The organism is Phyllobacterium sp. T2-21 (assembly GCF_055378485.1).
This window is the reverse complement of sequence record NZ_AP027912.1, coordinates 1,876,703-1,901,040: the sequence shown is the minus strand read 5'-3', so window position 1 is coordinate 1,901,040 and position 24,338 is coordinate 1,876,703. Positions and strand designations below refer to the sequence as shown.

General features: G+C 61.4%; 31 protein-coding genes. 15 read left to right on the top strand and 16 right to left on the bottom strand.

What is annotated here, in order from left to right; all coding sequences use genetic code 11:
• Window positions 1–69 precede the first annotated feature (69 nt).
• The 4 genes from cimA to cysS all read right to left on the bottom strand — a co-directional run bounded on the left by cimA (window position 70) and on the right by cysS (window position 4,186).
• Window positions 70–1,707 carry a citramalate synthase gene (cimA, locus tag ACZ5FP_RS09515; protein ID WP_464659771.1) on the bottom strand — a complete coding sequence of 546 codons (1,638 nt, stop codon included), beginning with the start codon at window positions 1,705–1,707 and terminating at the stop codon, window positions 70–72.
• A complete protein-coding gene (locus ACZ5FP_RS09510) occupies window positions 1,680–2,174 on the bottom strand; it encodes a GFA family protein (protein WP_464659769.1) in 495 nt (164 codons plus the stop codon). Before ACZ5FP_RS09510 ends, cimA begins: the two co-directional genes overlap by 28 nt.
• Window positions 2,164–2,547: an endonuclease domain-containing protein gene (locus ACZ5FP_RS09505; RefSeq protein ID WP_464659767.1), complete on the bottom strand. Its 384-nt coding sequence runs from the start codon at window positions 2,545–2,547 to the stop codon at window positions 2,164–2,166. The genes ACZ5FP_RS09510 and ACZ5FP_RS09505 overlap by 11 nt, the downstream gene beginning before the upstream one ends.
• Before the next feature lie 181 nt (window positions 2,548–2,728).
• Window positions 2,729–4,186, bottom strand: a complete 1,458-nt coding sequence (gene cysS, locus ACZ5FP_RS09500; RefSeq protein WP_464659766.1) for a cysteine--tRNA ligase — start codon at window positions 4,184–4,186, stop codon at window positions 2,729–2,731.
• A 385-nt stretch (window positions 4,187–4,571) separates the two neighbouring features.
• Between cysS and ACZ5FP_RS09495 the strand changes: the two genes are divergently transcribed.
• Window positions 4,572–4,736 (top strand): hypothetical protein, encoded by a 165-nt coding sequence (locus tag ACZ5FP_RS09495; protein ID WP_158531317.1) that lies wholly within the window; start codon window positions 4,572–4,574, stop codon window positions 4,734–4,736.
• On the opposite strand, the gene ACZ5FP_RS09490 is transcribed toward ACZ5FP_RS09495, so the two are convergent.
• Window positions 4,713–5,327 carry a LysE/ArgO family amino acid transporter gene (locus ACZ5FP_RS09490; protein WP_464659765.1) on the bottom strand — a complete coding sequence of 205 codons (615 nt, stop codon included), beginning with the start codon at window positions 5,325–5,327 and terminating at the stop codon, window positions 4,713–4,715. The genes ACZ5FP_RS09495 and ACZ5FP_RS09490 overlap by 24 nt on opposite strands.
• Before the next feature lie 41 nt (window positions 5,328–5,368).
• Complete coding sequence (locus tag ACZ5FP_RS09485; protein WP_464659764.1) at window positions 5,369–6,133, bottom strand: SOS response-associated peptidase; 765 nt, start codon at window positions 6,131–6,133, stop codon at window positions 5,369–5,371.
• A gap of 125 nt (window positions 6,134–6,258) precedes the next feature.
• On the opposite strand from ACZ5FP_RS09485, the gene ACZ5FP_RS09480 reads away from it, so the two are divergent.
• From ACZ5FP_RS09480 to ACZ5FP_RS09465, 4 genes are all read left to right on the top strand, one after another.
• On the top strand, window positions 6,259–6,690 hold the full coding sequence (locus ACZ5FP_RS09480; RefSeq protein WP_464659762.1) for an NUDIX hydrolase: 432 nt from the start codon (window positions 6,259–6,261) through the stop codon (window positions 6,688–6,690).
• A 31-nt stretch (window positions 6,691–6,721) separates the two neighbouring features.
• Complete coding sequence (locus ACZ5FP_RS09475; protein ID WP_374042756.1) at window positions 6,722–7,144, top strand: TIGR02301 family protein; 423 nt, start codon at window positions 6,722–6,724, stop codon at window positions 7,142–7,144.
• A 103-nt stretch (window positions 7,145–7,247) separates the two neighbouring features.
• Entirely contained in the window at window positions 7,248–7,505 is a 258-nt protein-coding gene (locus tag ACZ5FP_RS09470; protein ID WP_105736147.1) for a hypothetical protein, read from the top strand.
• 22 nt (window positions 7,506–7,527) lie between these two features.
• Window positions 7,528–8,382: a hypothetical protein gene (locus ACZ5FP_RS09465; RefSeq protein ID WP_464659760.1), complete on the top strand. Its 855-nt coding sequence runs from the start codon at window positions 7,528–7,530 to the stop codon at window positions 8,380–8,382.
• Here ACZ5FP_RS09465 and ACZ5FP_RS09460 read toward each other — a convergent pair.
• Window positions 8,379–9,158 (bottom strand): AraC family transcriptional regulator, encoded by a 780-nt coding sequence (locus tag ACZ5FP_RS09460; protein ID WP_464659758.1) that lies wholly within the window; start codon window positions 9,156–9,158, stop codon window positions 8,379–8,381. The genes ACZ5FP_RS09465 and ACZ5FP_RS09460 overlap by 4 nt on opposite strands.
• A 96-nt stretch (window positions 9,159–9,254) precedes the next feature.
• Between ACZ5FP_RS09460 and ACZ5FP_RS09455 the strand changes: the two genes are divergently transcribed.
• From ACZ5FP_RS09455 to ACZ5FP_RS09440, 4 genes are all read left to right on the top strand, one after another.
• Window positions 9,255–9,509: a hypothetical protein gene (locus ACZ5FP_RS09455; RefSeq protein ID WP_223611271.1), complete on the top strand. Its 255-nt coding sequence runs from the start codon at window positions 9,255–9,257 to the stop codon at window positions 9,507–9,509.
• A 9-nt stretch (window positions 9,510–9,518) separates the two neighbouring features.
• Complete coding sequence (locus ACZ5FP_RS09450) at window positions 9,519–9,911, top strand: hypothetical protein (RefSeq protein WP_464659756.1); 393 nt, start codon at window positions 9,519–9,521, stop codon at window positions 9,909–9,911.
• Window positions 9,912–10,005: 94 nt separating this feature from the next.
• Window positions 10,006–10,458: a carboxymuconolactone decarboxylase family protein gene (locus ACZ5FP_RS09445; protein WP_464659754.1), complete on the top strand. Its 453-nt coding sequence runs from the start codon at window positions 10,006–10,008 to the stop codon at window positions 10,456–10,458.
• 55 nt (window positions 10,459–10,513) lie between these two features.
• Window positions 10,514–11,311 (top strand): sigma-70 family RNA polymerase sigma factor, encoded by a 798-nt coding sequence (locus tag ACZ5FP_RS09440; protein ID WP_464663230.1) that lies wholly within the window; start codon window positions 10,514–10,516, stop codon window positions 11,309–11,311.
• Window positions 11,312–11,343: 32 nt separating this feature from the next.
• Here the strand turns inward: ACZ5FP_RS09440 and ACZ5FP_RS09435 are convergent, their stop codons facing one another.
• Together ACZ5FP_RS09435 and ACZ5FP_RS09430 are read right to left on the bottom strand one after the other, a co-directional pair.
• Window positions 11,344–12,003, bottom strand: a complete 660-nt coding sequence (locus ACZ5FP_RS09435; RefSeq protein WP_464659753.1) for a DsbA family protein — start codon at window positions 12,001–12,003, stop codon at window positions 11,344–11,346.
• A 184-nt stretch (window positions 12,004–12,187) separates the two neighbouring features.
• Window positions 12,188–12,529 carry a hypothetical protein gene (locus ACZ5FP_RS09430; protein WP_464659751.1) on the bottom strand — a complete coding sequence of 114 codons (342 nt, stop codon included), beginning with the start codon at window positions 12,527–12,529 and terminating at the stop codon, window positions 12,188–12,190.
• 186 nt (window positions 12,530–12,715) lie between these two features.
• Here ACZ5FP_RS09430 and ACZ5FP_RS09425 point away from each other — a divergent pair, with 186 nt between their 5' ends.
• Window positions 12,716–13,504: a PhzF family phenazine biosynthesis protein gene (locus ACZ5FP_RS09425; protein ID WP_464659749.1), complete on the top strand. Its 789-nt coding sequence runs from the start codon at window positions 12,716–12,718 to the stop codon at window positions 13,502–13,504.
• Here ACZ5FP_RS09425 and ACZ5FP_RS09420 read toward each other — a convergent pair.
• Window positions 13,492–14,829 carry a dihydroorotase gene (locus ACZ5FP_RS09420; protein WP_464659748.1) on the bottom strand — a complete coding sequence of 446 codons (1,338 nt, stop codon included), beginning with the start codon at window positions 14,827–14,829 and terminating at the stop codon, window positions 13,492–13,494. The genes ACZ5FP_RS09425 and ACZ5FP_RS09420 overlap by 13 nt on opposite strands.
• Before the next feature lie 76 nt (window positions 14,830–14,905).
• Here ACZ5FP_RS09420 and ygfZ point away from each other — a divergent pair, with 76 nt between their 5' ends.
• From ygfZ to ACZ5FP_RS09395, 5 genes are read left to right on the top strand one after another with little or no spacing between them, the layout of a single operon-like run.
• Entirely contained in the window at window positions 14,906–15,757 is an 852-nt protein-coding gene (ygfZ, locus tag ACZ5FP_RS09415) for a CAF17-like 4Fe-4S cluster assembly/insertion protein YgfZ (RefSeq protein ID WP_464663229.1), read from the top strand.
• Window positions 15,758–15,769: 12 nt separating this feature from the next.
• Entirely contained in the window at window positions 15,770–16,402 is a 633-nt protein-coding gene (locus ACZ5FP_RS09410; RefSeq protein ID WP_464659746.1) for a YfbR-like 5'-deoxynucleotidase, read from the top strand.
• A 9-nt stretch (window positions 16,403–16,411) separates the two neighbouring features.
• A complete protein-coding gene (locus tag ACZ5FP_RS09405; protein ID WP_464659744.1) occupies window positions 16,412–16,933 on the top strand; it encodes a tyrosine phosphatase family protein in 522 nt (173 codons plus the stop codon).
• On the top strand, window positions 16,930–17,895 hold the full coding sequence (locus tag ACZ5FP_RS09400; RefSeq protein WP_223611280.1) for an NUDIX hydrolase: 966 nt from the start codon (window positions 16,930–16,932) through the stop codon (window positions 17,893–17,895). The genes ACZ5FP_RS09405 and ACZ5FP_RS09400 overlap by 4 nt, the downstream gene beginning before the upstream one ends.
• 9 nt (window positions 17,896–17,904) lie before the next feature.
• On the top strand, window positions 17,905–18,411 hold the full coding sequence (locus ACZ5FP_RS09395) for a cupin domain-containing protein (protein ID WP_464659742.1): 507 nt from the start codon (window positions 17,905–17,907) through the stop codon (window positions 18,409–18,411).
• A gap of 7 nt (window positions 18,412–18,418) precedes the next feature.
• Here the strand turns inward: ACZ5FP_RS09395 and panB are convergent, their stop codons facing one another.
• The 6 genes from panB to ACZ5FP_RS09365 all read right to left on the bottom strand — a co-directional run bounded on the left by panB (window position 18,419) and on the right by ACZ5FP_RS09365 (window position 24,211).
• Window positions 18,419–19,234: a 3-methyl-2-oxobutanoate hydroxymethyltransferase gene (gene panB, locus ACZ5FP_RS09390; RefSeq protein WP_464659740.1), complete on the bottom strand. Its 816-nt coding sequence runs from the start codon at window positions 19,232–19,234 to the stop codon at window positions 18,419–18,421.
• A 26-nt stretch (window positions 19,235–19,260) separates the two neighbouring features.
• Entirely contained in the window at window positions 19,261–20,106 is an 846-nt protein-coding gene (gene panC / locus ACZ5FP_RS09385; RefSeq protein ID WP_464659739.1) for a pantoate--beta-alanine ligase, read from the bottom strand.
• A complete protein-coding gene (gene nadC, locus ACZ5FP_RS09380) occupies window positions 20,103–20,993 on the bottom strand; it encodes a carboxylating nicotinate-nucleotide diphosphorylase (RefSeq protein WP_464659737.1) in 891 nt (296 codons plus the stop codon). Before nadC ends, panC begins: the two co-directional genes overlap by 4 nt.
• A gap of 19 nt (window positions 20,994–21,012) precedes the next feature.
• The gene (locus tag ACZ5FP_RS09375; RefSeq protein ID WP_464659735.1) at window positions 21,013–22,593 is read right to left on the bottom strand and encodes an L-aspartate oxidase; all 1,581 of its coding nucleotides are present in this window, start codon (window positions 22,591–22,593) and stop codon (window positions 21,013–21,015) included.
• Between the two features lie 43 nt (window positions 22,594–22,636).
• Window positions 22,637–23,710: a quinolinate synthase NadA gene (gene nadA / locus ACZ5FP_RS09370; RefSeq protein WP_464659733.1), complete on the bottom strand. Its 1,074-nt coding sequence runs from the start codon at window positions 23,708–23,710 to the stop codon at window positions 22,637–22,639.
• 285 nt (window positions 23,711–23,995) lie between these two features.
• Window positions 23,996–24,211: a hypothetical protein gene (locus tag ACZ5FP_RS09365; RefSeq protein ID WP_223611288.1), complete on the bottom strand. Its 216-nt coding sequence runs from the start codon at window positions 24,209–24,211 to the stop codon at window positions 23,996–23,998.
• Window positions 24,212–24,338: the final 127 nt, after the last annotated feature.

Below are 24,338 nucleotides of genomic sequence, written 5' to 3'. Positions count from 1 at the left end.
CGGCTGATCATCCCATCAACGCCCTTGATGATTTGGGATCAATTTCATCCAAAAATCGAGAAAACCGGCTCACTCGGCAGCGATTTTGCCAGCGAGATCGCGATTTTTCATCAATTTATAGACGATTGAGTCCATCAGCGCCTGAAACGAGGCATCGATGATATTGTCGGAAACGCCCACCGTCCACCAGCGCACATTGCTGGAATCCGTCGATTCGACCAGAACCCGGGTGATGGCTTCCGTGCCGCCATTGAGGATACGCACCTTGAAATCCGCCAGCACCAGATCGTCGATCTCGTGCTGGTAGCGCCCCATGTCCTTGCGCAAGGCCAGATCGAGCGCATTGACCGGGCCATGCCCTTCCGCCACGGACATGCGCTGCTCGCCATCAACCTCGACGCGGACCACGGCTTCGGAAACGGTCTTGATATTGCCATTGGCATCAAAGCGGCGTTCGACCATGCAGCGGAAGGATTCGACCTTGAAGAATTCCGGCACCGTACCGAGCGTACGGCGGGCCAGCAGTTCGAAGCTGGCATCGGCGCCCTCATAGGCATAGCCCTCAGCCTCGTGCTCCTTGACCAGCGCGATCAGCGTATCGAGGCGCGGATCGTTTTTTGCAACGGGAATGCCGCGCCGCTCCAGCTCATTGATAAAGTTGGATTTTCCGCCCTGATCGGACACCATGACCTTGCGGCGGTTCCCGACAGTCTCCGGCGGTATGTGTTCGTAGGTCGCCGGGTCCTTGATCAGTGCCGAGGCGTGAATGCCCGCCTTGGTGGCAAAGGCCGACGCGCCGACAAAGGCGCCCTGCGCATTGGGCGCGCGGTTGAGCAGTTCATCGAAACTGCGCGACAGGCGCGACAGGCCCTTGAGCTTTTCGGCGCTGATGCCGGTTTCGAAGCGGTCCGACCAGGCGGGCTTGAGCGCCAGTGTCGGGATGATGGTGATCAGATTGGCATTGCCGCAGCGCTCGCCGATGCCGTTGAGCGTGCCCTGGATATGACGCACGCCCGCATCGACGGCCGCGAGCGAATTGGCAACCGCCTGCTCCGTGTCGTTGTGGGCATGGATGCCGAGGTGATCGCCGGGGATGGCTTTGGTGACGGCGCGGACGATCGCGCTGACTTCGCCGGGCTGCGTGCCGCCATTGGTGTCGCACAGCACCACCCAGCGCGCCCCGGCGTCGTAGGCGGTCCTGGCGCAGGCCATGGCATAGTCCGGGTTGGCCTTGTAGCCGTCGAAAAAATGCTCGCAATCGACGATGGCTTCCTTGCCCGCCTCGACCGCCGCCCGGACGGAAGCATCGATGGATTCGAGGTTCTCCTCGTTGGTACAGCCGAGCGCGACACGGACATGGTAGTCCCAGCTCTTGCCGACAAAACAGACGACATCGGCCGGAGAGCGGATCAGCGCCGCCAGCCCCGGATCGTTGGACACCGAAACAGCGGCGCGCTTGGTCATGCCGAAAGCGGCAAACTTTGCCCGTTTGGTGCGCTTTTCCGCAAAGAAGGCCGTGTCGGTCGGATTGGCGCCGGGATAGCCGCCCTCGACATAGTCGAGGCCGAACTCATCGAGCATATCGGCAATGACCTTCTTGTCCTCGACCGAAAAATCGATGCCCGGCGTCTGCTGCCCGTCGCGCAACGTCGTGTCGAAGAGATAAACGCGTTCTTTTGTCACTTGCCCGCCTCCCCCAGCGGCCATGCATCCGTATCATGATCGGGATGCTGGTTGGAAACCATTGTTTTCAGGAATTCGATCGATTCAGGATCGCCATCGGACCTGTGGCCCGGCAACCGGCTGAGATCATCGACATAGGGCAGCTTGTCTTCGATGCCCCATTGCACGAGCGGCGCCAGTTCCTCCGGATGATCGAAGGCGCCGATGGCCAGCGCGACACCGTCGGGCGCCTCGTAGGTCAGGGGCGTGCCGCAAGCGGCGCAGAAGCCGCGCTGGACGTGATTGGACGAGCGGAAGCGCTTTGGCGCGCCGCGCGTCCACTCCAGGTGCGCCGTCCGGGTGGAAACCAGCGGCGCATAGAAATTGCCGAAAGCCTTCTGGCACATGCGGCAATGACAGATGGAGGTATCGGTCAGCGCACCTTCAACGCGGAACCGCACCGCGCCGCACTGACAGCCGCCGCTATAGACGGGCCTGTTATCAAGACTCATGGCTGTGGCTCCCCTTCAGCGCAACACGGACAATGTGCTGACACACGCCCTCGATATCCCGCAAGACATCGTCATTCCAGAAACGCAGGACGACCCAGCCATCGGCTTCCAGCCGGCGGGTTCTGCCCAGATCATAGACCAGATGATCATCTTCACCATGCTGCGCGCCATCAAGCTCAACAATCACGCGATGTGAAGGACAAGCAAAATCAACGATGTAACCGGCAACGGGCATCTGCCTTTTAAAGCTTAGCCCCATCAGCCGGTGCGCACGAACCGCATTCCAGAGCTTCAGTTCAGCGTCCGTCAATGCCCGGCGCATTGCCTTGGCATTGCTTCGAATTTTGCGGGGAACAGGTGTATGTGACGGCATGGTACTCACCCCCCTCTGTCCTGCCGGACATCTCCCCCACAAGGGGGGAGATCACATAGACATCGGTGTTTACCCACAATGTTCAAACTCTCAGATTGTATGACGGCAGCCATGAAAGCTGATCTCCCCCCGTGTGGGGGAGATGTCCGGCAGGACAGAGGGGGGTGAAATAGCGCCGATGTCACCGTTTCACCTCCCAGGTTGTCACGCGTTCGCCGGTCTGCGGGTCCTTGCCGTCCTTCAGCTGGATGCCCTGCTCCAGAAGCTCATTGCGGATGCGATCCGCCTCGGCAAAGCTTTTCGCCGCAAGCAGGGACAACCGCTCGCTGATCCTGGCATCGAGCTCCGCCTTGAAGGCGTCGGACAGGCTGGCGGCGGTTTGACCCGCCACATCCACGCCCAGCAGGGCAAATGCCGCGTGGTAATCCGCCGGGCTGACCGAACCGGATTTGCGGATCGATGCCAGCCAGTTGATCAGGCTTGGCGTCGCCAGATCGTCCGACAGGATGGTGATCGCATCATCCGGGATCGTGCCGACAGGCGCATCGCCGACATATTCGCGCGCCTTGACCAGGATGTTCTCCGCTTCCTCGAGCCGGCTGACGGTGAAGTCGATCGGCTCGCGGTAATTGGTCATCAGCATGGCGAGGCGCAACACCGCGCCCGGCCATTTGCGATCGCCGAAGGTCGTCGTCTGCAACAGCTCGTTGATGGTGAAGAAGTTGCCGGCGCTCTTGGCCATTTTCTGGCCTTCGACCTGCAGGAAACCGTTGTGCATCCAGATATTGGCCATGCGCTCGGTCCCCAGCGCGCAGCACGACTGGGCGATCTCATTCTCATGGTGCGGGAACACCAGATCGATGCCGCCGGCATGGATATCGAAAATGTTCTTCATCGGATCGTCGCAGGCAAGACCGCCGCCGAAGGGCTCGAGCAGCTTGGCCATCGCCATGGCGGAGCACTCGATGTGCCAGCCGGGCCGGCCAAGCCCTTCAATGCCCGCGGGCGACGGCCAGCCGGGTTCATCCACCTTGGACGGCTTCCACAGAACAAAGTCCATCTCGTCGCGCTTGTAGGACGCCACGTCAACGCGGGCACCGGCGAGCATGTCATCGGCCGAACGGCGGGCAAGCAGGCCATAGCGCGGGCCCTTGCGGGCATTCATTGCCGAAGGGGAAAACAGCACATGGCCGTCGGCGACATAGGCGACGCCCTGCTCGACGAGCCGGTCGATCATCGCCACCATTTCCTTGATGTAATCCGTGGCGCGCGGCTGGTCCGACGGCTCGAGATTGCCGAGCGCCGTCACATCCGCCTGAAACTGCGCATTGGTCTTGTCGGTGACGATCCGGATCGCCTCGTTGAGCGGCAGGCCGGGATAGTCGCGCGCCGCACGGGCGTTGATCTTGTCATCCACGTCGGTGATGTTGCGCACATAGGTCACCTGTGCCTCGCCATGCAGATGGCGCAGCAGCCGGAACAGGACGTCGAAGACGATCACCGGGCGGGCATTGCCGATATGGGCATAGTCGTAGACGGTCGGACCGCAGACATACATGCGCACGTTTTTCGGATCGATCGGCACGAAATCTTCCTTCGTGCGGGTGAGCGTGTTGTAGAGGCTCAGGGTCTGCGGCATGTCTTTGATCTCAAATTCGGGTTGCAACGGTAAAAACGCATATCACGGCGCTGGTCTGGCGACCGGTGCGTTTCACATCTTTGGAGCGAATTTTGAGACGAAAACGGCCGGGGCCAGCGAAGCGCTAGCTGATAATAATCCGACAGGTAATAATCGTTACGGACGACGTTTTCATGATTGCATTTATGATTGAGCCGGGGCGCAAGGTCAAGCGCAACTTGCCAACGGCCGGGTGTGGCAAATTTATCGGGTTTGAACTGGTTAATTCAAATTAACCGGAAAGCCCAAAATCCTCCCGGAATGTGCCTTTTTTCCGGCGGAATTGACCGGGATTCCTGCACCCCAGAACAGAGGGGAATTGTCCCCGCGACACAGGACCGGACACATGACCAACACTTCCGTAGCGGCCAAAGCCCGCGACACCGTTTTCGCCGATCATCTGGCCGCACAATACCGTGCGATTGGCCCGGCCGCCGTTCAGGCCGCCGTTTTGACCAAGCCGCGCCAGCGGCCGCTGCTGACCGTTTCAACCGTGCAGGAAACGGACTAACAGACTGAGGGCGATCCCGGCCATGACAAGGCCGATCAGGACGTCCAGGACACGCCATGCGGCCGGCCTGGCAAAAACCGGCTGCAGCAGTCTCGCGCCATAGCCGAGACCGAAGAACCAGACGAACGAGGCGACCGCAGCTCCGGCGCCATAGGCCGCCCGGTTGACGCCTTCAAAACGCGCTGACAGGCCGCCCAGCAGAACCACCGTATCCAGATAGACATGCGGATTGAGGAAGGTCAGCGCCAGCACCGTGGCAATGGCCGCCTTCAGCGAGCCCCCGCCCGAGCGCGCCGCCTGCATGGCCTCCGGCTTGAGCGCACGGCGAAACGCCACCGATGCATACCAGAACAGGAATGCCGCGCCGCCAAGCGTGACCATCGAAATCAGCTGGGGGGACTGGGCAATCAGCGTGCCGAGACCGGCAACACCGGCCGTGATCAGCAGCGCATCGGACAGCGCGCAGATCAGGGACAGGATGAAAACATGCTCCTGCAAAAGCCCCTGGCGCAGAATGAAGGCATTCTGCGCGCCGATGGCGATGATCAACGAGGCACCGAGAAGGAAACCGGACAAAGCGGCGGAAAACATGGGAAAATCCTGAAATCTGAAGGAGAGGCTTGGATGGACGGTCAGAACAGCTTCATCTGATCGTCGGACTCGGGCGGCTTCTGCCGCAGCGGTTTTTTGACCTCAAAAGCCCCTTCGGCCACCCGTTCCTGAATGTCCGGGCCCATATTGGCAACCTTGTTGACCTTGTCGGACACCGGTATCGCCTCGAAAAAGTCCGCCTGGGCCGGTTTCAACAGATCGGCGACATGGCGCGGCTCCTGGGTCTTGCAGTCGAGCCAGCGGCTGAAATCCTTGGGTTCGATGACGACGGGCATGCGGTCATGGATGGGGCGCAGCGTTTCATTGGCGCTGGTGGTCAGGATCGCGCCCGTGTCCATTTCCGAGCCTTCCGCATTGGCCCATGGCTCGTACAGGCCGGCAAAGGCGATGACGCCGCCATGCTTGGGGCGGATCCAGAACGCCTGCGACTTGTTCTTGCCGTCGCGGCGCCATTCGTAAAAACCCGAAGCGGGGATGAGCGCACGGCGATGCCGCATGGCGGTCTTGAAGGATGCCTTGTCGATGGCGGTTTCCGAACGGGCATTGATCATCAGCGGATAATCGGCGGTGTCCTTGACCCAGCCGGGAATGAACCCCCAGCGCACCAGCAAGGCCCGCCGGTCGGGGCGGTTGCTGCCGGGCGGCGGCGTTTCGCCCGAGACGATCATCAGCACCGGCTGTGTCGGCGCGATATTGTAGCGGGCCGGAAAGGCCTCGACATCCATCAGCCCCATCAGGGCTTCAATCTCTTCCGGGGTTCCGAGGAGGGCAAAACGTCCGCACATGCAATGAGAGCCTATTTGAATTGGAGTGGCGATCATCCGGTTTTTCGATGCCGGGTCAAGGTGGAGTTTGCGGGATGTTGCACGATGCTCTTGTCAAAGCCCCAGCCGCGACATACCCCTGACATATGGCACAGATTCCGCTTTCCCCCGATGTTGACGGCGTTTCAGCCGTCTGTATCCGCAACGAGGCTTTCCTCCTGGTGGAGCGCGGGCGCGAACCCGCCAAGGGCTGGCTGGCCTTCCCCGGCGGGCGGCGCGAAGAGGGAGAAGCGCCTGATACCGCCGCCATCCGCGAACTGTTCGAAGAAACCGGCATCCGCGCGACGGAGGTGTCCTATCTCGACACGGTTGTCTTCGATTATTCGACCCCGGAATTTCCCGCCCCCCGGCCCTATCGCCTCGCGGTTTTCCTGGCGCACGATCCCAGGGGTGAGGCCATTGCCGCCGATGACGCGGCGGCGGTCCACTGGCTGAAAGTCAAGGAAATGGCCGGCTTCGATGTCACCGCCAGCGTGCTCGACATGGCCCACGCTCTCGCGCGAACCTTCAAAAGTTGAGGGTATTGCCGCATTGCGCCTTGAAGACGCCTTGCTTTCCGGCCACAACCGTCTGCAGGGGATTCCACCGCCACAGGGTCAAGACGTGCGCCGCAGAGCATTGATATCAGCATTTCTGTTGGCGATCGTCAGCGCGGGTCCCGCCCACGCGGTGGACCCATTGTATGAAACAAAGCTGATCCGGCTGGCGGAAATTCTCGGCTCCATTCATTCGCTGCGCAACATCTGCGGCGAAAAAAGCAGCCAGTGGCGCGACCGGATGGATTCGCTGCTGGCGGCGGAGAATCCGGACCCTGCCCGCCGGGCACGGCTGGTGGCCAGTTTCAACCGCGGCTACCGGACGTTTACCGAGACCTATACGGCGTGCACGAGCCAGGCGATTGCGGCGATTGACCGCTACCAGACCGAAGGAGAAAGGCTTTCTTCGGAGATCATATCGGGCTATGGAAATTAACCAGGCTTTAACTGTTGAAGCCAAAGGACCGCATTTTAAGCAAAACGTATGGTATTGTTTAGCGGCAGTTTAAGAATTGGCTTCGGCCAAGGATGGTATAATCATGAACATGACATCGGCGGACCTCGATAAGTTGGTTGCAGAAGAAAAAAAGCTGGTTGCGATCGAATATCAGAATGAAGTCTGGGCAGATGGCACTCTTGAAGGTATCGAGCCCGAGATCATGGCCGAAGCTGCATTTGCGACCGCGCTGACCGAATTGATCCGGGATAACGGCGAAGTGTCCGCGCTGGCCTTGCTCGAAGTGCTGCGCGAACGTATTTCTGCAGGTGAATTCTCTTCGAATCGCGTCCTGCAATAATTCAACGACCTGGTGATCCTGCATGCTCGACAAGCTCGCTTCCGCTTCCGTGATCGCCAGAACAGGTTTTCTAGCGGCAGTCCTTTGCGCCTGCGCTGTTCCTGCCTATGCCGCTGCACTGGACAGGCCCGTGCAGCTGGCGCTCAGCGAGATCAAGAAGGAAGAGCTGCCGAAGGCCACTGAAACGGCTCCGGCAAAGCCCGAGGAGAAGGCACCGGCGGGCACCGCCCCGGCAGCTCCGCCTGCCGCTTCCGAGACCAAACCCGCCACGACAACACCGGAAAAGCCCGCCGCCCCTGCCGCAGCGCAGGAAAAGAAGGCGCCCGAGGCACCCGCTGCCAAGGAAAACGATACGGCTGGCGCGCCGCGCAGCAATCCGGCCCTGCCGAACGTACCGGAAGGCTCGCCGCCGCCGCACGTGGAATACGACGTCACCAAGCTGCCCTTCCCGGTGCAGAAGATGCGCGAGCTTATCATTGCCGCAGCCAAGACCGGTTCGCTGGAATCCCTGCGGCCGCTGATCGGCTCGGGCGACGACATGACGATGCTGTCGCTCGCCGATACCGACGGCGACCCGATTGCCTATCTGAAGAGCCTTGCCGGCGACACGGATGGACAGGAAATCCTCGCCATCGCCATCGATATCCTCAATTCAGGCTATGTCCATCTGGATGCCGGAACGCCTGATGAGCTCTATGTCTGGCCGTATTTCTTCGCCTACCCGCTCGACAAGCTCGATGCCAAGCAGCGCGTGGAATTGTTCCAGATCGTCACCGCCGGTGATTATGACGAGATGAAGCAGTTCGGCACCTATGTGTTCTACCGCCTCGGCATTACGCCGAAGGGCCGCTGGCGCTTCTTCGTCAACGGCGACTAAGAGCCCCCACCGGCGAAATAGCGCGTGGGCGTGCCCCCGAACACGCGCCGGAACATGGCAATGAAGGCGCTGATATTGTTGTAGCCGACATCAAGCGCGACTGATGTGACCGCCTGCCCCGCTGCCAGCAATTCCAGCGCCCGCATCAGCCGGGCGCGCTGGCGCCACTCGGTAAAGGTGAAACCCGTTTCAACCACGAATTTGCGCGTCATCGTCCGGGTGGGAATACCCGCCCAGTCAGCCCAATCCTCGGCCTTTCGTTCGTCGAGCAGATTGCCGGTAAAGGCATGGGCGATGCGCGCCAGCCGCGCATCCGCCGGCATCGGCAGCCCGAGATCCTCATGCGGCAGGCTGGCGATCTCATCGAGAATGACGCGCGCAATCCGCTCCTGTCCCTGATCAAGCACCTCGCCCTTCCAGCCAGCCGCCCGGCTGACCGCCTCGCGCAGCAGGCCGGAACTGCGCAGGGTGCAGGGAATGGCGGGGAGCATCGCGCATTCCGGTTCCGCCACGTAGACACTCCAGCCGAAATAGGCCCCGTGCGACTGCAGCGAATGCTTGTGATACGGCGGTATCCACACCGCATGGATGGCGGGAACGACCCATTGCCCCGCTTCCGTTCCAATCGTCAACAGGCCGGTGCTCGCCCCCAGCAACTGGCCGCGCGCATGGGCGTGGACGGCAACGAACCGTGGAGCACTCCTCTCCTGCTTGCCCGCAATGATGATCGGGCCTTCGGACGACATGGCTTGTTCCGGGGTGATGAAATAGCTCATTTTGGCCTCAACGCCGTATTCATTGGCATAGATACGATAGCAGCGCCAACGTGTCGTGGCTAGTTTGCTCGCATGATTTTTGCCAAGGAGACGACGATGCGTGCCCAGGACATTTTGCCCGACAATATCAACCAGGTGGAGGTCAACGACGTTGCCGTGCGCAAGGGGACGGTTGGCGCCTTCCTCATCAACGCACGGCTCTGGCTGAAACCCGGCGCAACCGCCGAGGAGCGTGAGGTGACCGAACAGGACATTCTCGATGCGCTGCCCGCACTGGTTGCATTGGGTCTGTTTGACTTCTTATCGATCCGTGATCCCAAACTCAGGGAATTCGTCGCCATGCACCTGTAGGAGACAACGATGCTCATTGATCTGAAGGAATTTCCGCTTGTCTATCTGCGTGCCGACCAGGACAGCACCGAAAGCCCGGAAGCGCAGATCAGGGCGCTGTTTGCCCGCGGCGAACGCTTCGTCATGATCGCCGATCATTCGCCCGACGATCATCAGGAGGAGCCGCACGAGCAGCGCAAGCAACGCTCGCTGGTGCTCAAACGCTTTCGCGACCAGCTGGCACGCTGGTGTGCCGGCGCCATCGTCATCGAGAACAAGGGGCCGGTGGCCAAGCCGATCAAGCTCGCCTCCCAGGCGTTCGGCCATGCTTTCGGCGTTCCCTTTGCCTTTGTCAAAGACGATGCCGCCGCACGGGAAACCGCGCACCGCATCCTTGTGCCGCAGGCTTTTCCGCTCGGCTGAAAAATAATCCGAAAAATTTACGGGGCATGTCACATCCGGCCTTTCCATCTCGTCTTGTCTGCAGGCAACGCAATGCCGCACAAGGAGATGACTGATGAAAGCCCGATTGATTCCCTATAGCTACGCCATCATGAAGCCAATGCTTGACATGGAGGACGTCGTTGTCAAAAGCGGCCTCGAACACAGCCTGATCGAGCTGGTCAAGATGCGCGCCTCGCAGATCAATGGCTGCGCCTACTGCCTCGACATGCATTCGAAGGATGCGATCAAGCATGGCGAAACGGTGCAGCGCCTGGTGCTGCTTGATGCCTGGCGGGAATCGCCGCTTTATAGCGACCGTGAGCGCGCCGCGCTGGGTTGGACCGAGGCACTGACACTGGTTGCGCAAACCCATGCCGACGACCGCGACTTTGAGCCCCTCAAGACTCAGTTCACCGAAGAGGAGATCGTCAAACTGACCATGCTGATCGTGACCATCAACGCCTGGAACCGGATTTCCGTCGGCTTCCGCTCCGTCCATCCGGTCGACAAAGCCCGTGCAGCCTGACGCGACGGAAACATTCAACCGCCTCCGGCCCCGGCTGATCCGCATTGCCTACCGCATGCTCGGTTCAGTCGCGGAGGCGGAAGACATCGTGCAGGAAGGTTTCATCCGCTGGCACCAGGCCGACCGGTCGCAGGTGCGCAGCGCGGAAGCCTTCCTCGTGCGCACCATATCGCGGCTTTGCCTCGATCACCTGAAATCGGCGCGCGTGCGGCGGGAGACCTATGTGGGAAGCTGGCTGCCCGAGCCGATCTTCGACCCCAGCGAGGAGGAAACCGACAATGATATCACCCTCACCCTGATGATGGCGCTGGAACGGCTGTCGCCGCTCGAACGCGCGGCCTTCCTGCTGCATGATGTGTTCGGCCAGGATTTCAATCAGGTATCGGAAGCCATCGGCCGCGATCCGGCAACCTGCCGCCAGCTTGCCAGCCGCGCCCGTACCCATGTGCAGCAGGCAAAACCGCGTTTTCCCGTGTCCGACACGCATGGCAGGACTATTGCGACAGCCTTCTTCAATGCCTCGCGCAGCGGCGACATGCAGGCCCTGCAAGCGCTGCTCGCCGAGGATGTCACGCTCTACACCGATGGCGGCGGCATCCGTCCCTCGGCGATCAATCCCGTCTATACACAGGACAAGGTGTCGCGTTTCTTTGCCGGTATTGCGCGCCACGCCGAATACCGCAAACCGCCGCTGCTGCGTCAGGGACTGATCGATGGCCTTCCCGGCTATGTCACCCGCGAAGCCGACGGCCTGCTCCAGACCACCGCCCTCGCCATCGAGGACGGAAAAATCAAGGCGATCTACATCGTGCGCAACCCGGAGAAGCTGGGCCATATCGCCGTCGCCAATTGATCTTGCGGCAGCAGAGGGCGATCCCGCGCGCCCTACCGCGCGGCTTGCAACGCGCTATCGATGATCGCCGACATCTGGGCCACCGAAAGCGCGCCGACATATTTCCTGCCGTTGACGAAGAATGTCGGCGTACCGGTGACGCCGAACTCCTTCAGTGCGCTTTCCCGGACGGCGTTCACCTTGTTGAGGAGTGACTGGTCGGCCAGGCAGGATTTGAATTCCTGCTCCGACAGCCCCGCCAGCTTGGACGTCTGCTGCAGATAACCCATGATATCCTTGGTCTGGATCCACTGCCGCTGATGCCCGAACAGCGTTTCGATGAAGGGATAATAGCGCTCCTTGGTCACGCAGCGCGCCAGCATGAAAATGCCCGTGGAGCGCGGCTCCAGCGGCAATTCGCGAAAGATGAGCTTCGCCTTGCCGGTGCTGATGTATTTCTGTTTGATGACGGGCAGCGTTTGCACGGTGAAATCCGCGCAATGCGAGCAGGCCATGGACGCGTATTCAACGATGGTCACGGGCGCACCGGCATTGCCGAGGACCATGTCCTCAAGCGGCCCCGGCTGCATGAGTTTGGCCACATCAACGCTGCCGACAGGCGCAGGAACAGTCTCGCCGGCAGCCATCGCCGGGACGGCCATGGAAATGGCGGCGGCAGCGGACATCAGGAGCGTATCACGGCGGTTTGGCATCTTGCCTCCCTACTCAATCTCATAACCAGCCCAGATGCCGGCACGCAACGACTGGTCCGGGAGACATAATCAATCACGCGCTCGCACGCAATCAGCCGGCTCGGGAAAACCACCGCTCCGCTTTTCGCAATTGAACCGCGTGAAACAATACCATGCCCAAAAGATCAAAAAGGCCTCGTGTCATTCACCGGCCAAATCCCCCGCCGCGCGGAGCCGGATGCGTCTTGTCGCAGTCGTTCCAGCCACTGCTTGATACGGTAAAGCTCCCCACCGGCGTGCTGTAGTGGCAATCCGTTCCGAGCTTGAGGCCGTCAATGCCGCGAGTGACCCCCACCAGCGTACCGGAAAATCCGCGTGATTTGGTCGTCGTCGTTGAAACAGAACTATGCGACGAACTGCTCTTGCTGCTGCCTCCCGATTTCGCGGATCCACCCGACAACTGCCCCTTGGAGATACCATGATCGCTATCAAGATTGCCGCCGCCACCTGACACAAATTCAATTTCTTCCGCAGTCAATTCACGCATGACTATCTCCTCGTTGAAAATCGACAAAATCAATCCGTTTTTAAAGGAAACACGGGCAACAACCTGTGTCTATGCTACTTTCGGAGAGGTTTTCGTTGCGCAAGGCGTTGTTTTTCAACACCCGAATTGACCTGCCGAAACATCGCGCTCACGATAGGTGCACCTCTCACACCACGGAATCATCCCATGCCAGAATTCACAATGTATCAGGTCGATGCTTTCACCAGCGCGCTTTTCCGCGGCAATCCGGCCGCCGTTCTGGTGCTAGACGACTGGCTGCCCGAGGCAACCATGCAGAACATTGCCGCCGAGAACAATCTGGCTGAGACGGCATTCGTGCGGCCCAACGGCAGGGGATGGGACCTGCGCTGGTTTACCCCGGTGCACGAGGCGCCGTTCTGCGGCCATGCCACGCTGGCGACCTCGCACGTGCTCGCGCATGAGATGGGCATTGACGGCCAGCTGGTGTTTGAGACGCAGGTCGGCACCTTGCGCGTCGATCGCAGCAATGACGGCTATCAGCTTGATTTTCCGAGTTTTCCGCCTGAAATCCTGAGCGAAATTCCAGCGCCGTTGAGGGCCATCTTCGGCACGGGCGAGGTCAAGGCGTTTCGCAATTTCGAAAACATGTTCGTCGAACTTGCCGATGAACGGGCGGTCGTGGAGTTCGTGCCTGATCTGCCCGCAATCCTGAAACTCGATCCGCTCAGCCTGGTGATCACGGCAAAGGGCAATGAGCACGATTTCGTCTCGCGCTACTTTGCGCCGCTCGCCGGCATCCCGGAAGACCCGGTCACCGGCTCCATTCACGCGACGCTGGTGCCCTACTGGGCGCAGAAGCTGGGCAAGCAGAACCTTTCCGCCTTCCAGCGCTCCAACCGCGGCGGGCACCTCCTGTGCGAACTCAAAGGCGACCGCGTTCTCATTTCAGGATCGGCGGTCACCTTCATGAAGGCGCAGATTTACCTGCCCTGACCGAGCGCTTCGCCAAACAGCACCGGCTCGCCCTGCGACGGCGTGACGATTTCGCCGTCCCACATGACCTTGATACCGCGCACGATAGTGCCGACGGGCCAGCCGGTGACGATCCTGCCGTCATAGGGCGTCCAGCCGGCCTTTGAACCGACCTGCGCATTGGTGATGGTTTCGCGCCGCTTCATGTCGACGATGGTCAGATCCGCGTCATAACCGACGGCAATGCGGCCCTTGCGCGCCATGCCGAACAGGCGGTTGGGGCCGTGCGAACTCAGGTCGACAAACCGCTCGATCGACAGGCGCCCGGCATTGACGTGATCCAGCATGATCGGCACCAGCGTCTGCACGCCGGTCATGCCCGACGGCGATGCCGGATAGGGCTTTGCCTTTTCTTCCAGCGTGTGCGGCGCATGGTCGGAGCCGAGCACGTCGACAATGCCCTGTCCGATGCCCTTCCAGATGCCGTCGCGGTGGCGCGCATCGCGCACCGGCGGGTTCATCTGGATCAGCGTTCCCAGCGTGGCATACTGGCTGGCATCCAGCGTCAGATGATGCGGCGTTGCCTCGCAGCTGGCCACATCCTTGTGCGCGGCGAGGAAATCGATTTCTTCCGCCGTGGAAATATGCAGGACATGGATGCGCGCGCCGGTTTGGCGCGCAATGCGCACAAGCCGCTCGGTGCACTGGAGCGCGGCGATTTCATCGCGCCAGACCGGGTGCGAGGCGGGATCGCCGGCAATGCGATAGCTTTCGCGCTCGCGCAGGCGGAACTCGTCCTCGGAGTGGAAGGCGGCGCGGCGGCGGGTGTTGCGCAGGATGGAAGCCACGCCTTCGTCATCCTCGACCAGGAGATCGCCGGTGGACGAGCCCATGAACACCTTGATGCCTGCAGCGCCGGGCAGACGTTCCAGTTCGGCCACGTCTTTCGCATTGTCGCGCGTGCCGCCGACCCAGAAAGCGAAATCGCAATGCATGCGGTGATTGCCGCGCCGCACCTTGTCTTCCAGCGTTTCCGCCGACGTGGTCAGAGGTTTGGTATTGGGCATTTCGAAGACGGCGGTGACACCGCCGAGGACGGCCGAGCGCGAACCGCTTTCCAGATCTTCCTTGTGCTCGAGGCCGGGCTCGCGGAAATGCACCTGGCTGTCGACAACACCGGGCAGAATGTGCAGGCCGGTCGCATCGATGATCTCGCCGGCGGAGGCACCGCCGAGATTGCCGATGGCGGCAATGCGGCCATTGGTGATGCCGATGTCGCGCAATCCGACACCATCCTGATTGACAACCATTCCGCTTCTGAAAATCGTATCGAACGTCTGAGCCATCTGCTTTCCATTCCTGCCTTGCGAACCCTTCCCTTGCGGCTTACGTAACGGGGACAGCAAAGGCAAGGGTGATATGATGGCATCGGCAAACTTAAGCGGCAGAGCGGTTCTCGACATAACCGGAGACGATGCGGAAAAGTTCCTGCAGAACCTGATCACCACCGATCTCGACACCCTCAGCGAAGGCGATCTCAAACCCGGCGCGCTGCTGAGCCCGCAGGGCAAGATCCTGTTCGAGTTCCTTGTCTCCCGATCAGTGGAAGGTCTCGTGCTCGATACGCTGCAAACCTCGGTCGCCGATCTCCAGAAAAGACTGACGCTCTACAAGCTGCGTGCCAAGGTGCAAATTACCCTGCGGCCTGAATCGGTTGTCCGGGTTTCATGGCACAATGAGTCAGGTGCTTCAGCCAATGATTCAGGTGTGCAGGACCGCCGCTTTCCCGATGCCGTGAATGTCCGCCGCCAGTACGGCGGGGAAACCGCACCGACGGCGGATGAATCGCAATGGACGGCGCTGCGCATTGCCCACGGCGTGGCGGAAGCGCCGCTCGACTATGCGCTTGGCGATGCGTTTCCGCATGATGTCAATCTCGACCAGACCTCCGGTGTGTCCTTCAAAAAGGGCTGCTTCATCGGCCAGGAGGTGGTCTCGCGCATGCAGCACCGCGGCACGGCGCGCCGGCGCATTCTGATTGCCTCGGGCAATGCCAGCCTGCCTGAAACGGGTACGGCCATTACCGCCAACGGCCGCGAGATCGGCACGCTGGGCAGCACTGTCGGCAATGCAGCGCTGGCGCTGGTGCGCATCGACCGTGTCAAGGACGCCATGGATGCGGGCACACCGATCCTGTCAGGAGATGCGGTTCTCACCCTTGCCATTCCGCCCGAACACCGCTTTACATTTCCCGTGACGACCGAAGGGGCCTGAGCGGGAGAATCCATGCCGAAACCGGCAGCAGCTAAAACCAGACAGAGCAACGAAACGCGGGCATGGCAGCGCATGCTGTCGGGCCGCAGGCTCGACCTGCTTGACCCCTCGCCGCTCGACATCGAAATCGAGGATATCGCGCAGGGCCTGTCACGCGTGGCGCGCTGGAACGGCCAGACCGTCGGCGACCACGCCTATTCGGTGGCGCAGCATTCCCTGCTGGTCGAGCACATCTTCGGCCTGATCGTCCCCGATGCAAGCACCGAGCACCGGCTGGCAGCACTTTTGCACGATGCGCCGGAATATGTGATCGGCGACATGATCTCACCGTTCAAGGCGGTGGTGGGCGGCGATTACAAGAGCGTCGAGCTGCGCCTGCAGCAGGCCATCCACCTGCGCTTTTCCCTGCCGCCAAGCGTATCGCAAAGTCTGCGCAGCCTGATCAAACGTGCCGATGCCGTCGCCGCCTATTTCGAGGCGACGCGGCTTGCCGGTTTTGCCGAGAAGGAGGCCGTGCTTTTCTTTGGGCGTCCGCGCGGAATCGACCCGCAATGTCTCGACTTGACGGCCATGGCCACCCAGAATGCGCAGAATGCCTTTTTGCAGCGTTTTGCTGTATTGGAATCACTACGCCACCAGACATAAGGGCCAGCCATGCCGCATATCATCGTCACTCCCCTTTCCCGGCTTGCCGAAACGGCAACACGGTCCGGCGCACGGGACATGGTGACCCTGATCAACATGGGCACCCCGGTTGAACGGCCCGCCGAAATCGCCGAAGCACGCCACCTGTTTCTCGGTTTCAACGATATCATCGAACCGGCTGACGGCATGACGCCGCCGGGTGCCGAGCACGTGCAGAGCCTGATCGCCTTCGGCCGCAATTGGGACCGGCAGGCGCCGCTGCTCGTGCATTGCTATGCCGGTATCTCGCGCTCCACCGCCGGGGCCTATATCACCGCGCTGGCGCTCAACCCCGCGCTTGACGAGGTCTGGCTCGCCCAGACCCTGCGCCGGAACGCGCCTTCCGCCACGCCCAACAGCAGGCTGGTTGCCCTCGGCGACGACATCCTTGGCCGCAAGGGGCGCATGGTCGACGCGATCAAGGCGATCGGGCGCGGCGAGGACGCATTTGAAGGCACCCCCTTCATCCTGCCGCTCGCGGTCCAGCCATGACAACCACCGGTGCGCCCAACGCCGTCGAAATCAATCTGAGCGCCGCCATCGCCGCGGTTGCCGACAACGATCCGCTGATCCTGACGACACCGGCCAGCGACGATGCGCAGCGTGATGAATTGCCGTTCGGCCCGTTCAATCCGCTGGCGCACCGCACCTTCGAGACAGGCCTGCGCGAGTGGGTGGCGGAGCAGACGCCGCTGCGCCTCGGTTATGTCGAGCAGCTCTACACATTCGGCGACCGCGGGCGGCACAAGACGGCCGAGGACCGTGACCTGCACATCGTCTCCGTCGGTTATCTCGCACTGACCCGGATCACCGATGACAACCGGGAAGCGCTGCGCAAATCCGGCGCACGCTGGCGCAGCTGGTATTCATTTCTGCCGTGGGAAGACTGGCGCGGCGGCAAGCCCGCCATGATCGATGACACCATTCGCCCTGCATTGTGCCAGTGGGCAGAACAGGGCAACTCGCATGCGCGCCTGAGCCGGTTCCGGCTGGCCTTCGGCGACGAGGGCATCGCCTGGGACGAAGAGCGGGTGCTGGAACGCTATGAACTGCTCTACGAGGCGGGTCTCGTCACCGAGGCCGTGCGCGACGGGCGCGCCGATCCGCCTGCCCTCACAGGCAATCTCGGCCTGCCGATGAGTTTCGACCATCGCCGTATCCTGGCAACGGCGATTTCACGCCTGCGCGCCAAGCTAAAGTACCGTCCCGTCGTTTTCGAGCTGATGCCGCCGACCTTCACGCTTACCGCGCTGCAGGAAACCGTGGAAGCCATTTCCGGCCGCCACCTGCACAAGCAGAATTTCCGCCGTCTGGTGGAAGGGACGGAACTGGTCGAGCCGACCGGGGCCGAACAGACACAGGCGCGCGGCCGCCCCGCTGCGCTTTACCGGTTCCGGCACAATGTATTGGAGGAGCGCAGCGTCGCGGGCCTGCGGGTCGGCGGGCGCGGATAGGGAGGGGATATGACCGACAAACCCAGTGCCGTGAACGCCGAAGGCATTGCGGAACCGTTCGCCGTGGAAAGCGTGCCGTGGCAGGGCTGGTCGGAAGGCAGCCGTTACGGCTCGCGCTTCCGCTATCTCTCTGCCTTCGGCGGTGCCAGCCATGTCGGCGTTGCGATGGAGGAACTGGCGCCGGGCATGGAGTCCAGCCTCAACCATTATCACATGCTGGAGGAAGAGCAGGCGCTGATCGTCGCGGGCGAGATGACCCTGAAGCTCGGCGACAAGACCTATCTGGTCAAAGCCGGCGATTACATGTGTTTTCCCGCGGGCCAGAAGGCCGGACATTCCTTCTACAACCACAGCAGCGAGCCCTGCCGCTTCCTCATCATCGGTGAGAAGAACCCGCATGACGTGATCGTCTATCCGGAGACCGGCCGGGTCAGCGTCCGCCTGACCGGCGAAGGCTATGACAAGTCGGCCACGATGGAATATTGGCAGGGCGCCGATATGGAGCGGAAGGGGTAAGCGGAGCTTACTTCAGCAGATATACGTTCTCGTCACCCGGGAATGCCCGTGCGCGGACATCATCCGCATAGGCTTTCACCGCCGCGTCGATACCGGCGCCGACTGTACCGTAGACTTTGACGAATTTGGGCGGCTTGGGGTTGTAACCCAGCATGTCCTCCAGCACGAGAATCTGCCCGTCGCATTCTTTCGACCCGCCGATGCCGACGGTCGGAATGGGGATTTCCCGGGAAATCTCGGCGGCGAGCGGCTCGACGATGCCTTCCAGCACCACCGAAAACGCGCCGGCATCGCTGACCGCCTTGGCATCCGCCTTGATCAGCGGCCACAGCGCCGTGTCACGCCCTTGCGTCTTGAAGCCGCCCAGCGTGTTGATCGACTGCGGCGTCAGGCCGATATGCGCCATCACAGGAATGCCGCGTTCGGTGAGAAAGCGGATGGTCTCGGCCATGCGCACGCCACCTTCGATCTTGATGGCGCCGCAGCCGGTTTCCTGCATCACCCGTGCCGCGTTGCGGAACGCCACGGCAGGGCTTTCCTCGTAACTGCCGAAGGGCATGTCGACGACAACCATGCCACGTTTCGAACCGCGCACGACAGCCTTGCCGTGCATGATCATCATGTCGAGCGACACGCCAAGCGTGGAGTCCATGGCGTAGAGCACCATGCCGAGACTGTCGCCGACGAGGAGAATATCCGCATGATTGTCGACGATGCGGGCCGTGTTGGCGTGATAGGAGGTCAGCGCTACGATGGGTTCGCCGCCCTTGCGTGCACGGATTTCCGGCGCCGTAACCCGGCGAATGACGATTTCCTGGCTCATCTGGATGCGCTCCCCTCGCGTTGTTGTCAGCCGATCACGCGCTGGTCGATCAGCCGCACCTTGCCGAAGCGCACCGTGAGCAGGATGACCACGGGCTGTTTGAATTTACCCGAGACGGGATCGAGCGTCTGGGCGTCACGGATATCGACAGCTTCGACGTCGCCCTGCTTTTCCGTTTCCAGCGCCGTGCGCACGGCATTGCGGATGGCCGCCACCGAACGCTGCCCTTTTGCCACCATCGCATCGGCAAGATCGAGCGAGCGCGGCAGGATCGCCGCCGCCTTGCGATGTTCCGGCGTCAGCATGGCATTGCGCGAGGAGCAGGCGACGCCATCCGCTTCGCGCACCGTTGCCACGCCGGTGATGACGACGGGCATGTCGAGATCGGCGACCATACGGCGGATGATGGTCAGTTGCTGATAATCCTTCTCGCCGAAGAAGGCGTGGTCCGGCTGCACGATGTTGAACAGTTTCGTCACAACCGTGCTGACACCGCGGAAATGGCCGGGCCTGATCTTGCCGATCAGAATCCGCGAGAGAACCGGATTTTCGACGATGGTGTGGGCGCCCGCCCGGTAGATTTCGGCCACCTCCGGCGTGAAGACATAATCGACGCCTTCCGCTTTCAGCTTGGCGAGATCTCCGGCCATGTCCCGGGGATAGGTGGACAGGTCCTCGTTGGGACCGAACTGGGTCGGATTGACGAAGATCGACACGACAGTCACATCGCAGGCGGCGCGCGCGTGGCGCACCAGCGTCATGTGGCCGATGTGCAGATAGCCCATGGTCGGCACGAGACCGATGCTCCGGCCCTTCAATCGTTCCGCCTTGAGGGCGGCGCGCAGCTCGGCGATGGTGGCGATGACTTTCATTTCAGTTCTATGTCCAGTCCGATATCCAGCGTTGGCGCTGCCATGGTGATCTTAGAGGTCGAGATGTAATCGACGCCGGTTTCGGCGATGGCCTTGATCGTATCAAACGCAATATTGCCCGATGCTTCAAGCCTGGCGCGGCCTGCATTGATTTTCACCGCCTTTTCAAGCAGTTCCGGCCCCATATTATCAAGAAGAATCACATCGGCATTGACGGACAATGCCTCATCGAACTGGTCGAGGCCATCCACCTCCACCTCGATCTTGACGAGATGTCCGGCATAGGCCCGCGCGGCCAGAATGGCCTTGGCGACACCGCCCGCAACGGCAATGTGGTTGTCCTTGATCAGGATCGCGTCATCAAGGCCGAAGCGGTGGTTGGAGCCGCCGCCGCACTTCACCGCATATTTGGCGAAAGTCCGCATGCCGGGAATGGTCTTGCGCGTGTCGCACACCCTGGCATGGGTATGGGCGATCAGGTCGGCAAAGCGGGCGGTATAACTGGAGATTCCGCTCAGATGCATCAGGAAATTGAGCGCCACGCGCTCGGCCGACAGGATGGCGCGGGCATTGCCTTCGACAATGGCGATGATGTCGCCGGGTTTCACCCGCACGCCGTCCTTGACCAGGGCGGTGAATGTCACGTCGGGATTGATCAGGATGAAGGCCTTGCGGGCAAATTCCATGCCGCAGATCACGCCGGCCTCGCGGCTGGACAGAACCGCCTTGGCGGTCGCCTCCTCGGGAAGCGTGGCATTGGTGGTCAGATCACCGGCGCGCCCGAGGTCTTCGAGCAGGGCGGCACGCACGGCGTCGTCGATCAGCAGTCCCGGCAATGATGGGGGAAACGCCTTCTGCGCTACGGTTGCTTTCTGAGACATATTCATCAGCTCTCTCCACCTGCGCCTAGGCGCGTTCCATCATGTCGCCGACATAGGCCTGCGCATCGTCCAGTGTCAGAAATGTCCGGTGCTGCCATTCCCGGCGTTTTTCGGGAAAATCGGTGCGGAAATGGCCGCCGCGGCTTTCCTCGCGCCGAAGGGCACTGACCGCCACCAGCTTGGCGGTGGCCAGCACATTGCGCAATGCCGGATCGCGGTTGGTCCGTTCAAGGGCGAGAATGGCCTTCAGCCCGGCGCGCATGTCCTCGCCGTTGCGGATCACCCCGAAGCTGGCGCTCATGGTCCTGCGCAACGTCGCCATGGCGGAACTGTCGCCTTCGGTCTGCAGGTCATCGCGGTCGACCGATCCGGCCGACCAGTTATCGACCGGTTTCGCGCCGTCCCTGCCGATTTTGGCAGCGATGCGGGCAGAGAACACGACTGCCTCCAACAGCGAATTGGATGCGAGGCGGTTGGCGCCATGGGCACCCGTGGAGGTGCATTCGCCGCAGGCCCAGAGGCCGTCAATCGAGGTGCGCCCGTCGGCATCGGTGAGGATACCGCCCATGAAATAGTGGGCGGCGGGAATAACGGGTATGGGCTGGGTCACGGGATCGATGCCGGCGTCGCGGCAATAGCGGTACACCGTCGGAAATTCCTCGGGGAACGCCGCGCCGACCGCCGTGGTGCAGTCGAGCCAGGCGCCCCGCCCCGCCATGACTTCGGCATAGATGCCGCGCGCCACCACATCGCGCGGGGCAAGTTCGCCATCGCTGTCGATTTTCAGCATGAAGCGCTCGCCATTGCGGTTGATCAGTGTCGCGCCATGGCCGCGCAATGCTTCGGTTGCCAGCGGCGCCGGGTCCTTGTGCACATCGAGCGCCGTCGGGTGAAACTGCACGAACTCCATATCGGCCATCATGGCACCCGCACGCGCCGCCATGCCGATGCCCTCGCCGCGCGCCTCGGACGGATTGGTGGTGACCGCATAGAGATGACCGATGCCGCCCGTGGCGATGACGACCGAACGGGATGCAAGGCGTATCTTCTCGCCCCGGCCCGCGTCGGCGCGGGCAATCACCCCGGTGACGGCGCCTTTTTCCGTGGTGATGTCTTCCACCACATAGCCTTCCATCACGCGGATGGACGGGGTGTTCTCGACGGTGTGCACCAGCGCCTGCATGATGGCGCGGCCCGCCATGTCGCCGCGCACGCGGACAATGCGGCTTTCCGAATGGGCCGCCTCACGCGACACCTGCAGCTTGCCTTCCAGATCGCGGTCGAATGGCACGCCATAGCCAAGCAGGTCATGCACGCGGGCAGCGGCTTCCGTTGCCATCAAACGTGCAATGCTTTCGTCCACGATGCCGTCGCCAGCGGCCATCGTGTCGGCGACGTGCTTGTCCGTTGTATCGCCCTCGGAGACGGCGGCGGCAATGCCCGCCTGCGCCCAGGCCGAGGACGCACCGCGGCCGATGGGTGCGGCCGCGAGAATGGTGACGGGACGCGGCGCAAGCTTCAGCGCGCAAAACAGGCCGGCCAGACCGCCACCGATAATGATCACCGGCTCAACCGGCGCCGGGGCCTTGGAGAATGGTACGCTCATCGGAATTACCCCCTGTTGCCCAGCCGGGCCGTTGGGTTGAAGGTCAGTTCTTGAGGTTCACCATGCGCTCGACGGCAAGACGGGCACGTTCGGCAACCAGCGGATCGACGTGAATTTCCTCACGCATGTAGGCGAGGCTTTCCAGAATGTTCGGCAGCGTGATGCGCTTCATGTGCGGGCACAGGTTGCACGGCTTGATGAACTTCACCCCGGGCACCTCCGACTCGATGTTCGACGCCATCGAGCATTCGGTGACGAGAAGCACCTTTGCGGGCTTCCGGTCCTTCACATAATTGATCATGCCGCTGGTGGAGCCGGTATAATCGGCGATGGCCACGACTTCCGGCGGGCATTCCGGATGGGCAATGATCTGGATATCCGGATCGGCAACCCTGTAAGCCAGAAGCTCATCGGCGGTGAAGCGCTCATGCACCTCGCAATGGCCCTTCCAGGTGAGGATCTTGACGTCCGTCTGGGCGGCGACGTTCTGCGCCAGGAATTCATCGGGAATGCACAGAACCCGGTCAACGCCAAAGCTCTCGACCACCTCTACGGCATTGGCCGAGGTGCAGCAGATATCGCTTTCCGCCTTCACCTCGGCCGAGGTGTTGACATAGGTGACGATCGGCACGCCGGGATAGGTTTCCCGCAGCAGGCGGACATCGGCGCCGGTGATGGATTCAGCCAGCGAACAGCCGGCTCGCATATCCGGAATAAGAACGGTTTTCTGCGGGTTCAGCAGTTTCGAGGTCTCGGCCATGAAATGCACGCCGCACTGGACGATGATTTCCGCGTCGACACGCGTGGCCTCGCGGGCCAGCTGCAGGGAGTCCCCGACAATGTCGGCGACGCAATGGAAAATTTCCGGCGTCTGGTAATTATGCGCGAGAATGACGGCATTGCGCTGCTTCTTCACCCGGTTGATCGCCGCCACATAGGGCGCGTAAACCGGCCATTCGATGCGGGGAATATGATGCGCAACCCGCTGGTAGAGGTGTTCGGTTTCCGCCGCCACTTCCGGGGTGAAAGACAGGTCCGGCATGGTGAGAACGCCGAAACGTTCCGCTGCGGATGGGCCGGCGATAGGGCCGTTTACGGTGCGCGCAGTGCTGGTCATCGTCTTTTCCTCCAAGGGCAACCTCCTCAGATTGCCTGCTGCCGATCATTTATACTCAATATGAGCATATTTGTGATCAAAAGAAAAACGGCAAGGCCGTCGCTGAATACATAGGCCAATATTTCCACGGCTTCAAGGGGCAGATTTTCAACAATCGGCTAAAGATTGCGGGAGGAATGAACGCGCCGAAGACAATCCGGCGCGGGTTTTCCCTGTGTCACGCAGGACGTGCGAGCCGATGGAAACGCCCGGTTTGAGGGCATTTCCCCGATTTATTTCAGAGGGTTAGTACGTGGTTCCCCGGTGGCGGTAATAGTTGCGGTCCTGCCGGTCGCGTTTGGCCGGGCTGTCGCCACCCAGACGCGGCGAGCAATCGGTGAATATTTTCGCGTTGATATCCGTTGGCCGGTCGCAAAAGACCAGCGGGCTGACCCGGCCCGAATTGGCGCAACCGGCCAGGGTAATGGTGGCCAAAGCCAGAAGTGGCAGAAGAAATCGCATCGGGAAAACCTTTGTCTATATGTGCGGCGGGGAATCGAAGGACCCATAACGTATCAATTGCGTTGATGTGCCAATTCACATCTATTCAATTGATTGAGAGTACAAATAGGATAATTCTCTCCTGGAT

Excerpts from the sequence above, each read along its gene's own strand:
- cysS (WP_464659766.1), bottom strand. The coding sequence starts at position 4,186 with ATGCCGCAGACCCTGAGCCTCTACAACACGCTCACCCGCACGAAGGAA.
- ACZ5FP_RS09445 (WP_464659754.1), top strand. The coding sequence starts at position 10,006 with ATGAAAGCCCGATTGATTCCCTATAGCTACGCCATCATGAAGCCAATG.
- panC (WP_464659739.1), bottom strand. The coding sequence starts at position 20,106 with ATGAAAGTCATCGCCACCATCGCCGAGCTGCGCGCCGCCCTCAAGGCG.
- ACZ5FP_RS09480 (WP_464659762.1), top strand. The coding sequence starts at position 6,259 with ATGGCACAGATTCCGCTTTCCCCCGATGTTGACGGCGTTTCAGCCGTC.
- ACZ5FP_RS09420 (WP_464659748.1), bottom strand. The coding sequence starts at position 14,829 with ATGGCTCAGACGTTCGATACGATTTTCAGAAGCGGAATGGTTGTCAAT.
- ACZ5FP_RS09505 (WP_464659767.1), bottom strand. The coding sequence starts at position 2,547 with ATGCCGTCACATACACCTGTTCCCCGCAAAATTCGAAGCAATGCCAAG.
- ACZ5FP_RS09510 (WP_464659769.1), bottom strand. The coding sequence starts at position 2,174 with ATGAGTCTTGATAACAGGCCCGTCTATAGCGGCGGCTGTCAGTGCGGC.
- ACZ5FP_RS09465 (WP_464659760.1), top strand. The coding sequence starts at position 7,528 with ATGCTCGACAAGCTCGCTTCCGCTTCCGTGATCGCCAGAACAGGTTTT.
- ACZ5FP_RS09490 (WP_464659765.1), bottom strand. The coding sequence starts at position 5,327 with ATGTTTTCCGCCGCTTTGTCCGGTTTCCTTCTCGGTGCCTCGTTGATC.
- panB (WP_464659740.1), bottom strand. The coding sequence starts at position 19,234 with ATGAGCCAGGAAATCGTCATTCGCCGGGTTACGGCGCCGGAAATCCGT.
- ACZ5FP_RS09435 (WP_464659753.1), bottom strand. The coding sequence starts at position 12,003 with ATGCCAAACCGCCGTGATACGCTCCTGATGTCCGCTGCCGCCGCCATT.
- ACZ5FP_RS09395 (WP_464659742.1), top strand. The coding sequence starts at position 17,905 with ATGACCGACAAACCCAGTGCCGTGAACGCCGAAGGCATTGCGGAACCG.
- ACZ5FP_RS09430 (WP_464659751.1), bottom strand. The coding sequence starts at position 12,529 with ATGCGTGAATTGACTGCGGAAGAAATTGAATTTGTGTCAGGTGGCGGC.
- ACZ5FP_RS09440 (WP_464663230.1), top strand. The coding sequence starts at position 10,514 with ATGCTCGGTTCAGTCGCGGAGGCGGAAGACATCGTGCAGGAAGGTTTC.
- nadA (WP_464659733.1), bottom strand. The coding sequence starts at position 23,710 with ATGACCAGCACTGCGCGCACCGTAAACGGCCCTATCGCCGGCCCATCC.
- ACZ5FP_RS09450 (WP_464659756.1), top strand. The coding sequence starts at position 9,519 with ATGCTCATTGATCTGAAGGAATTTCCGCTTGTCTATCTGCGTGCCGAC.
- ACZ5FP_RS09375 (WP_464659735.1), bottom strand. The coding sequence starts at position 22,593 with ATGAGCGTACCATTCTCCAAGGCCCCGGCGCCGGTTGAGCCGGTGATC.
- cimA (WP_464659771.1), bottom strand. The coding sequence starts at position 1,707 with ATGGCCGCTGGGGGAGGCGGGCAAGTGACAAAAGAACGCGTTTATCTC.
- ACZ5FP_RS09365 (WP_223611288.1), bottom strand. The coding sequence starts at position 24,211 with ATGCGATTTCTTCTGCCACTTCTGGCTTTGGCCACCATTACCCTGGCC.
- ACZ5FP_RS09460 (WP_464659758.1), bottom strand. The coding sequence starts at position 9,158 with ATGAGCTATTTCATCACCCCGGAACAAGCCATGTCGTCCGAAGGCCCG.
- ACZ5FP_RS09470 (WP_105736147.1), top strand. The coding sequence starts at position 7,248 with ATGAACATGACATCGGCGGACCTCGATAAGTTGGTTGCAGAAGAAAAA.
- nadC (WP_464659737.1), bottom strand. The coding sequence starts at position 20,993 with ATGAATATGTCTCAGAAAGCAACCGTAGCGCAGAAGGCGTTTCCCCCA.
- ACZ5FP_RS09400 (WP_223611280.1), top strand. The coding sequence starts at position 16,930 with ATGACAACCACCGGTGCGCCCAACGCCGTCGAAATCAATCTGAGCGCC.
- ACZ5FP_RS09405 (WP_464659744.1), top strand. The coding sequence starts at position 16,412 with ATGCCGCATATCATCGTCACTCCCCTTTCCCGGCTTGCCGAAACGGCA.
- ACZ5FP_RS09455 (WP_223611271.1), top strand. The coding sequence starts at position 9,255 with ATGCGTGCCCAGGACATTTTGCCCGACAATATCAACCAGGTGGAGGTC.
- ACZ5FP_RS09425 (WP_464659749.1), top strand. The coding sequence starts at position 12,716 with ATGCCAGAATTCACAATGTATCAGGTCGATGCTTTCACCAGCGCGCTT.
- ACZ5FP_RS09495 (WP_158531317.1), top strand. The coding sequence starts at position 4,572 with ATGACCAACACTTCCGTAGCGGCCAAAGCCCGCGACACCGTTTTCGCC.
- ACZ5FP_RS09485 (WP_464659764.1), bottom strand. The coding sequence starts at position 6,133 with ATGTGCGGACGTTTTGCCCTCCTCGGAACCCCGGAAGAGATTGAAGCC.
- ygfZ (WP_464663229.1), top strand. The coding sequence starts at position 14,906 with ATGGCATCGGCAAACTTAAGCGGCAGAGCGGTTCTCGACATAACCGGA.
- ACZ5FP_RS09410 (WP_464659746.1), top strand. The coding sequence starts at position 15,770 with ATGCCGAAACCGGCAGCAGCTAAAACCAGACAGAGCAACGAAACGCGG.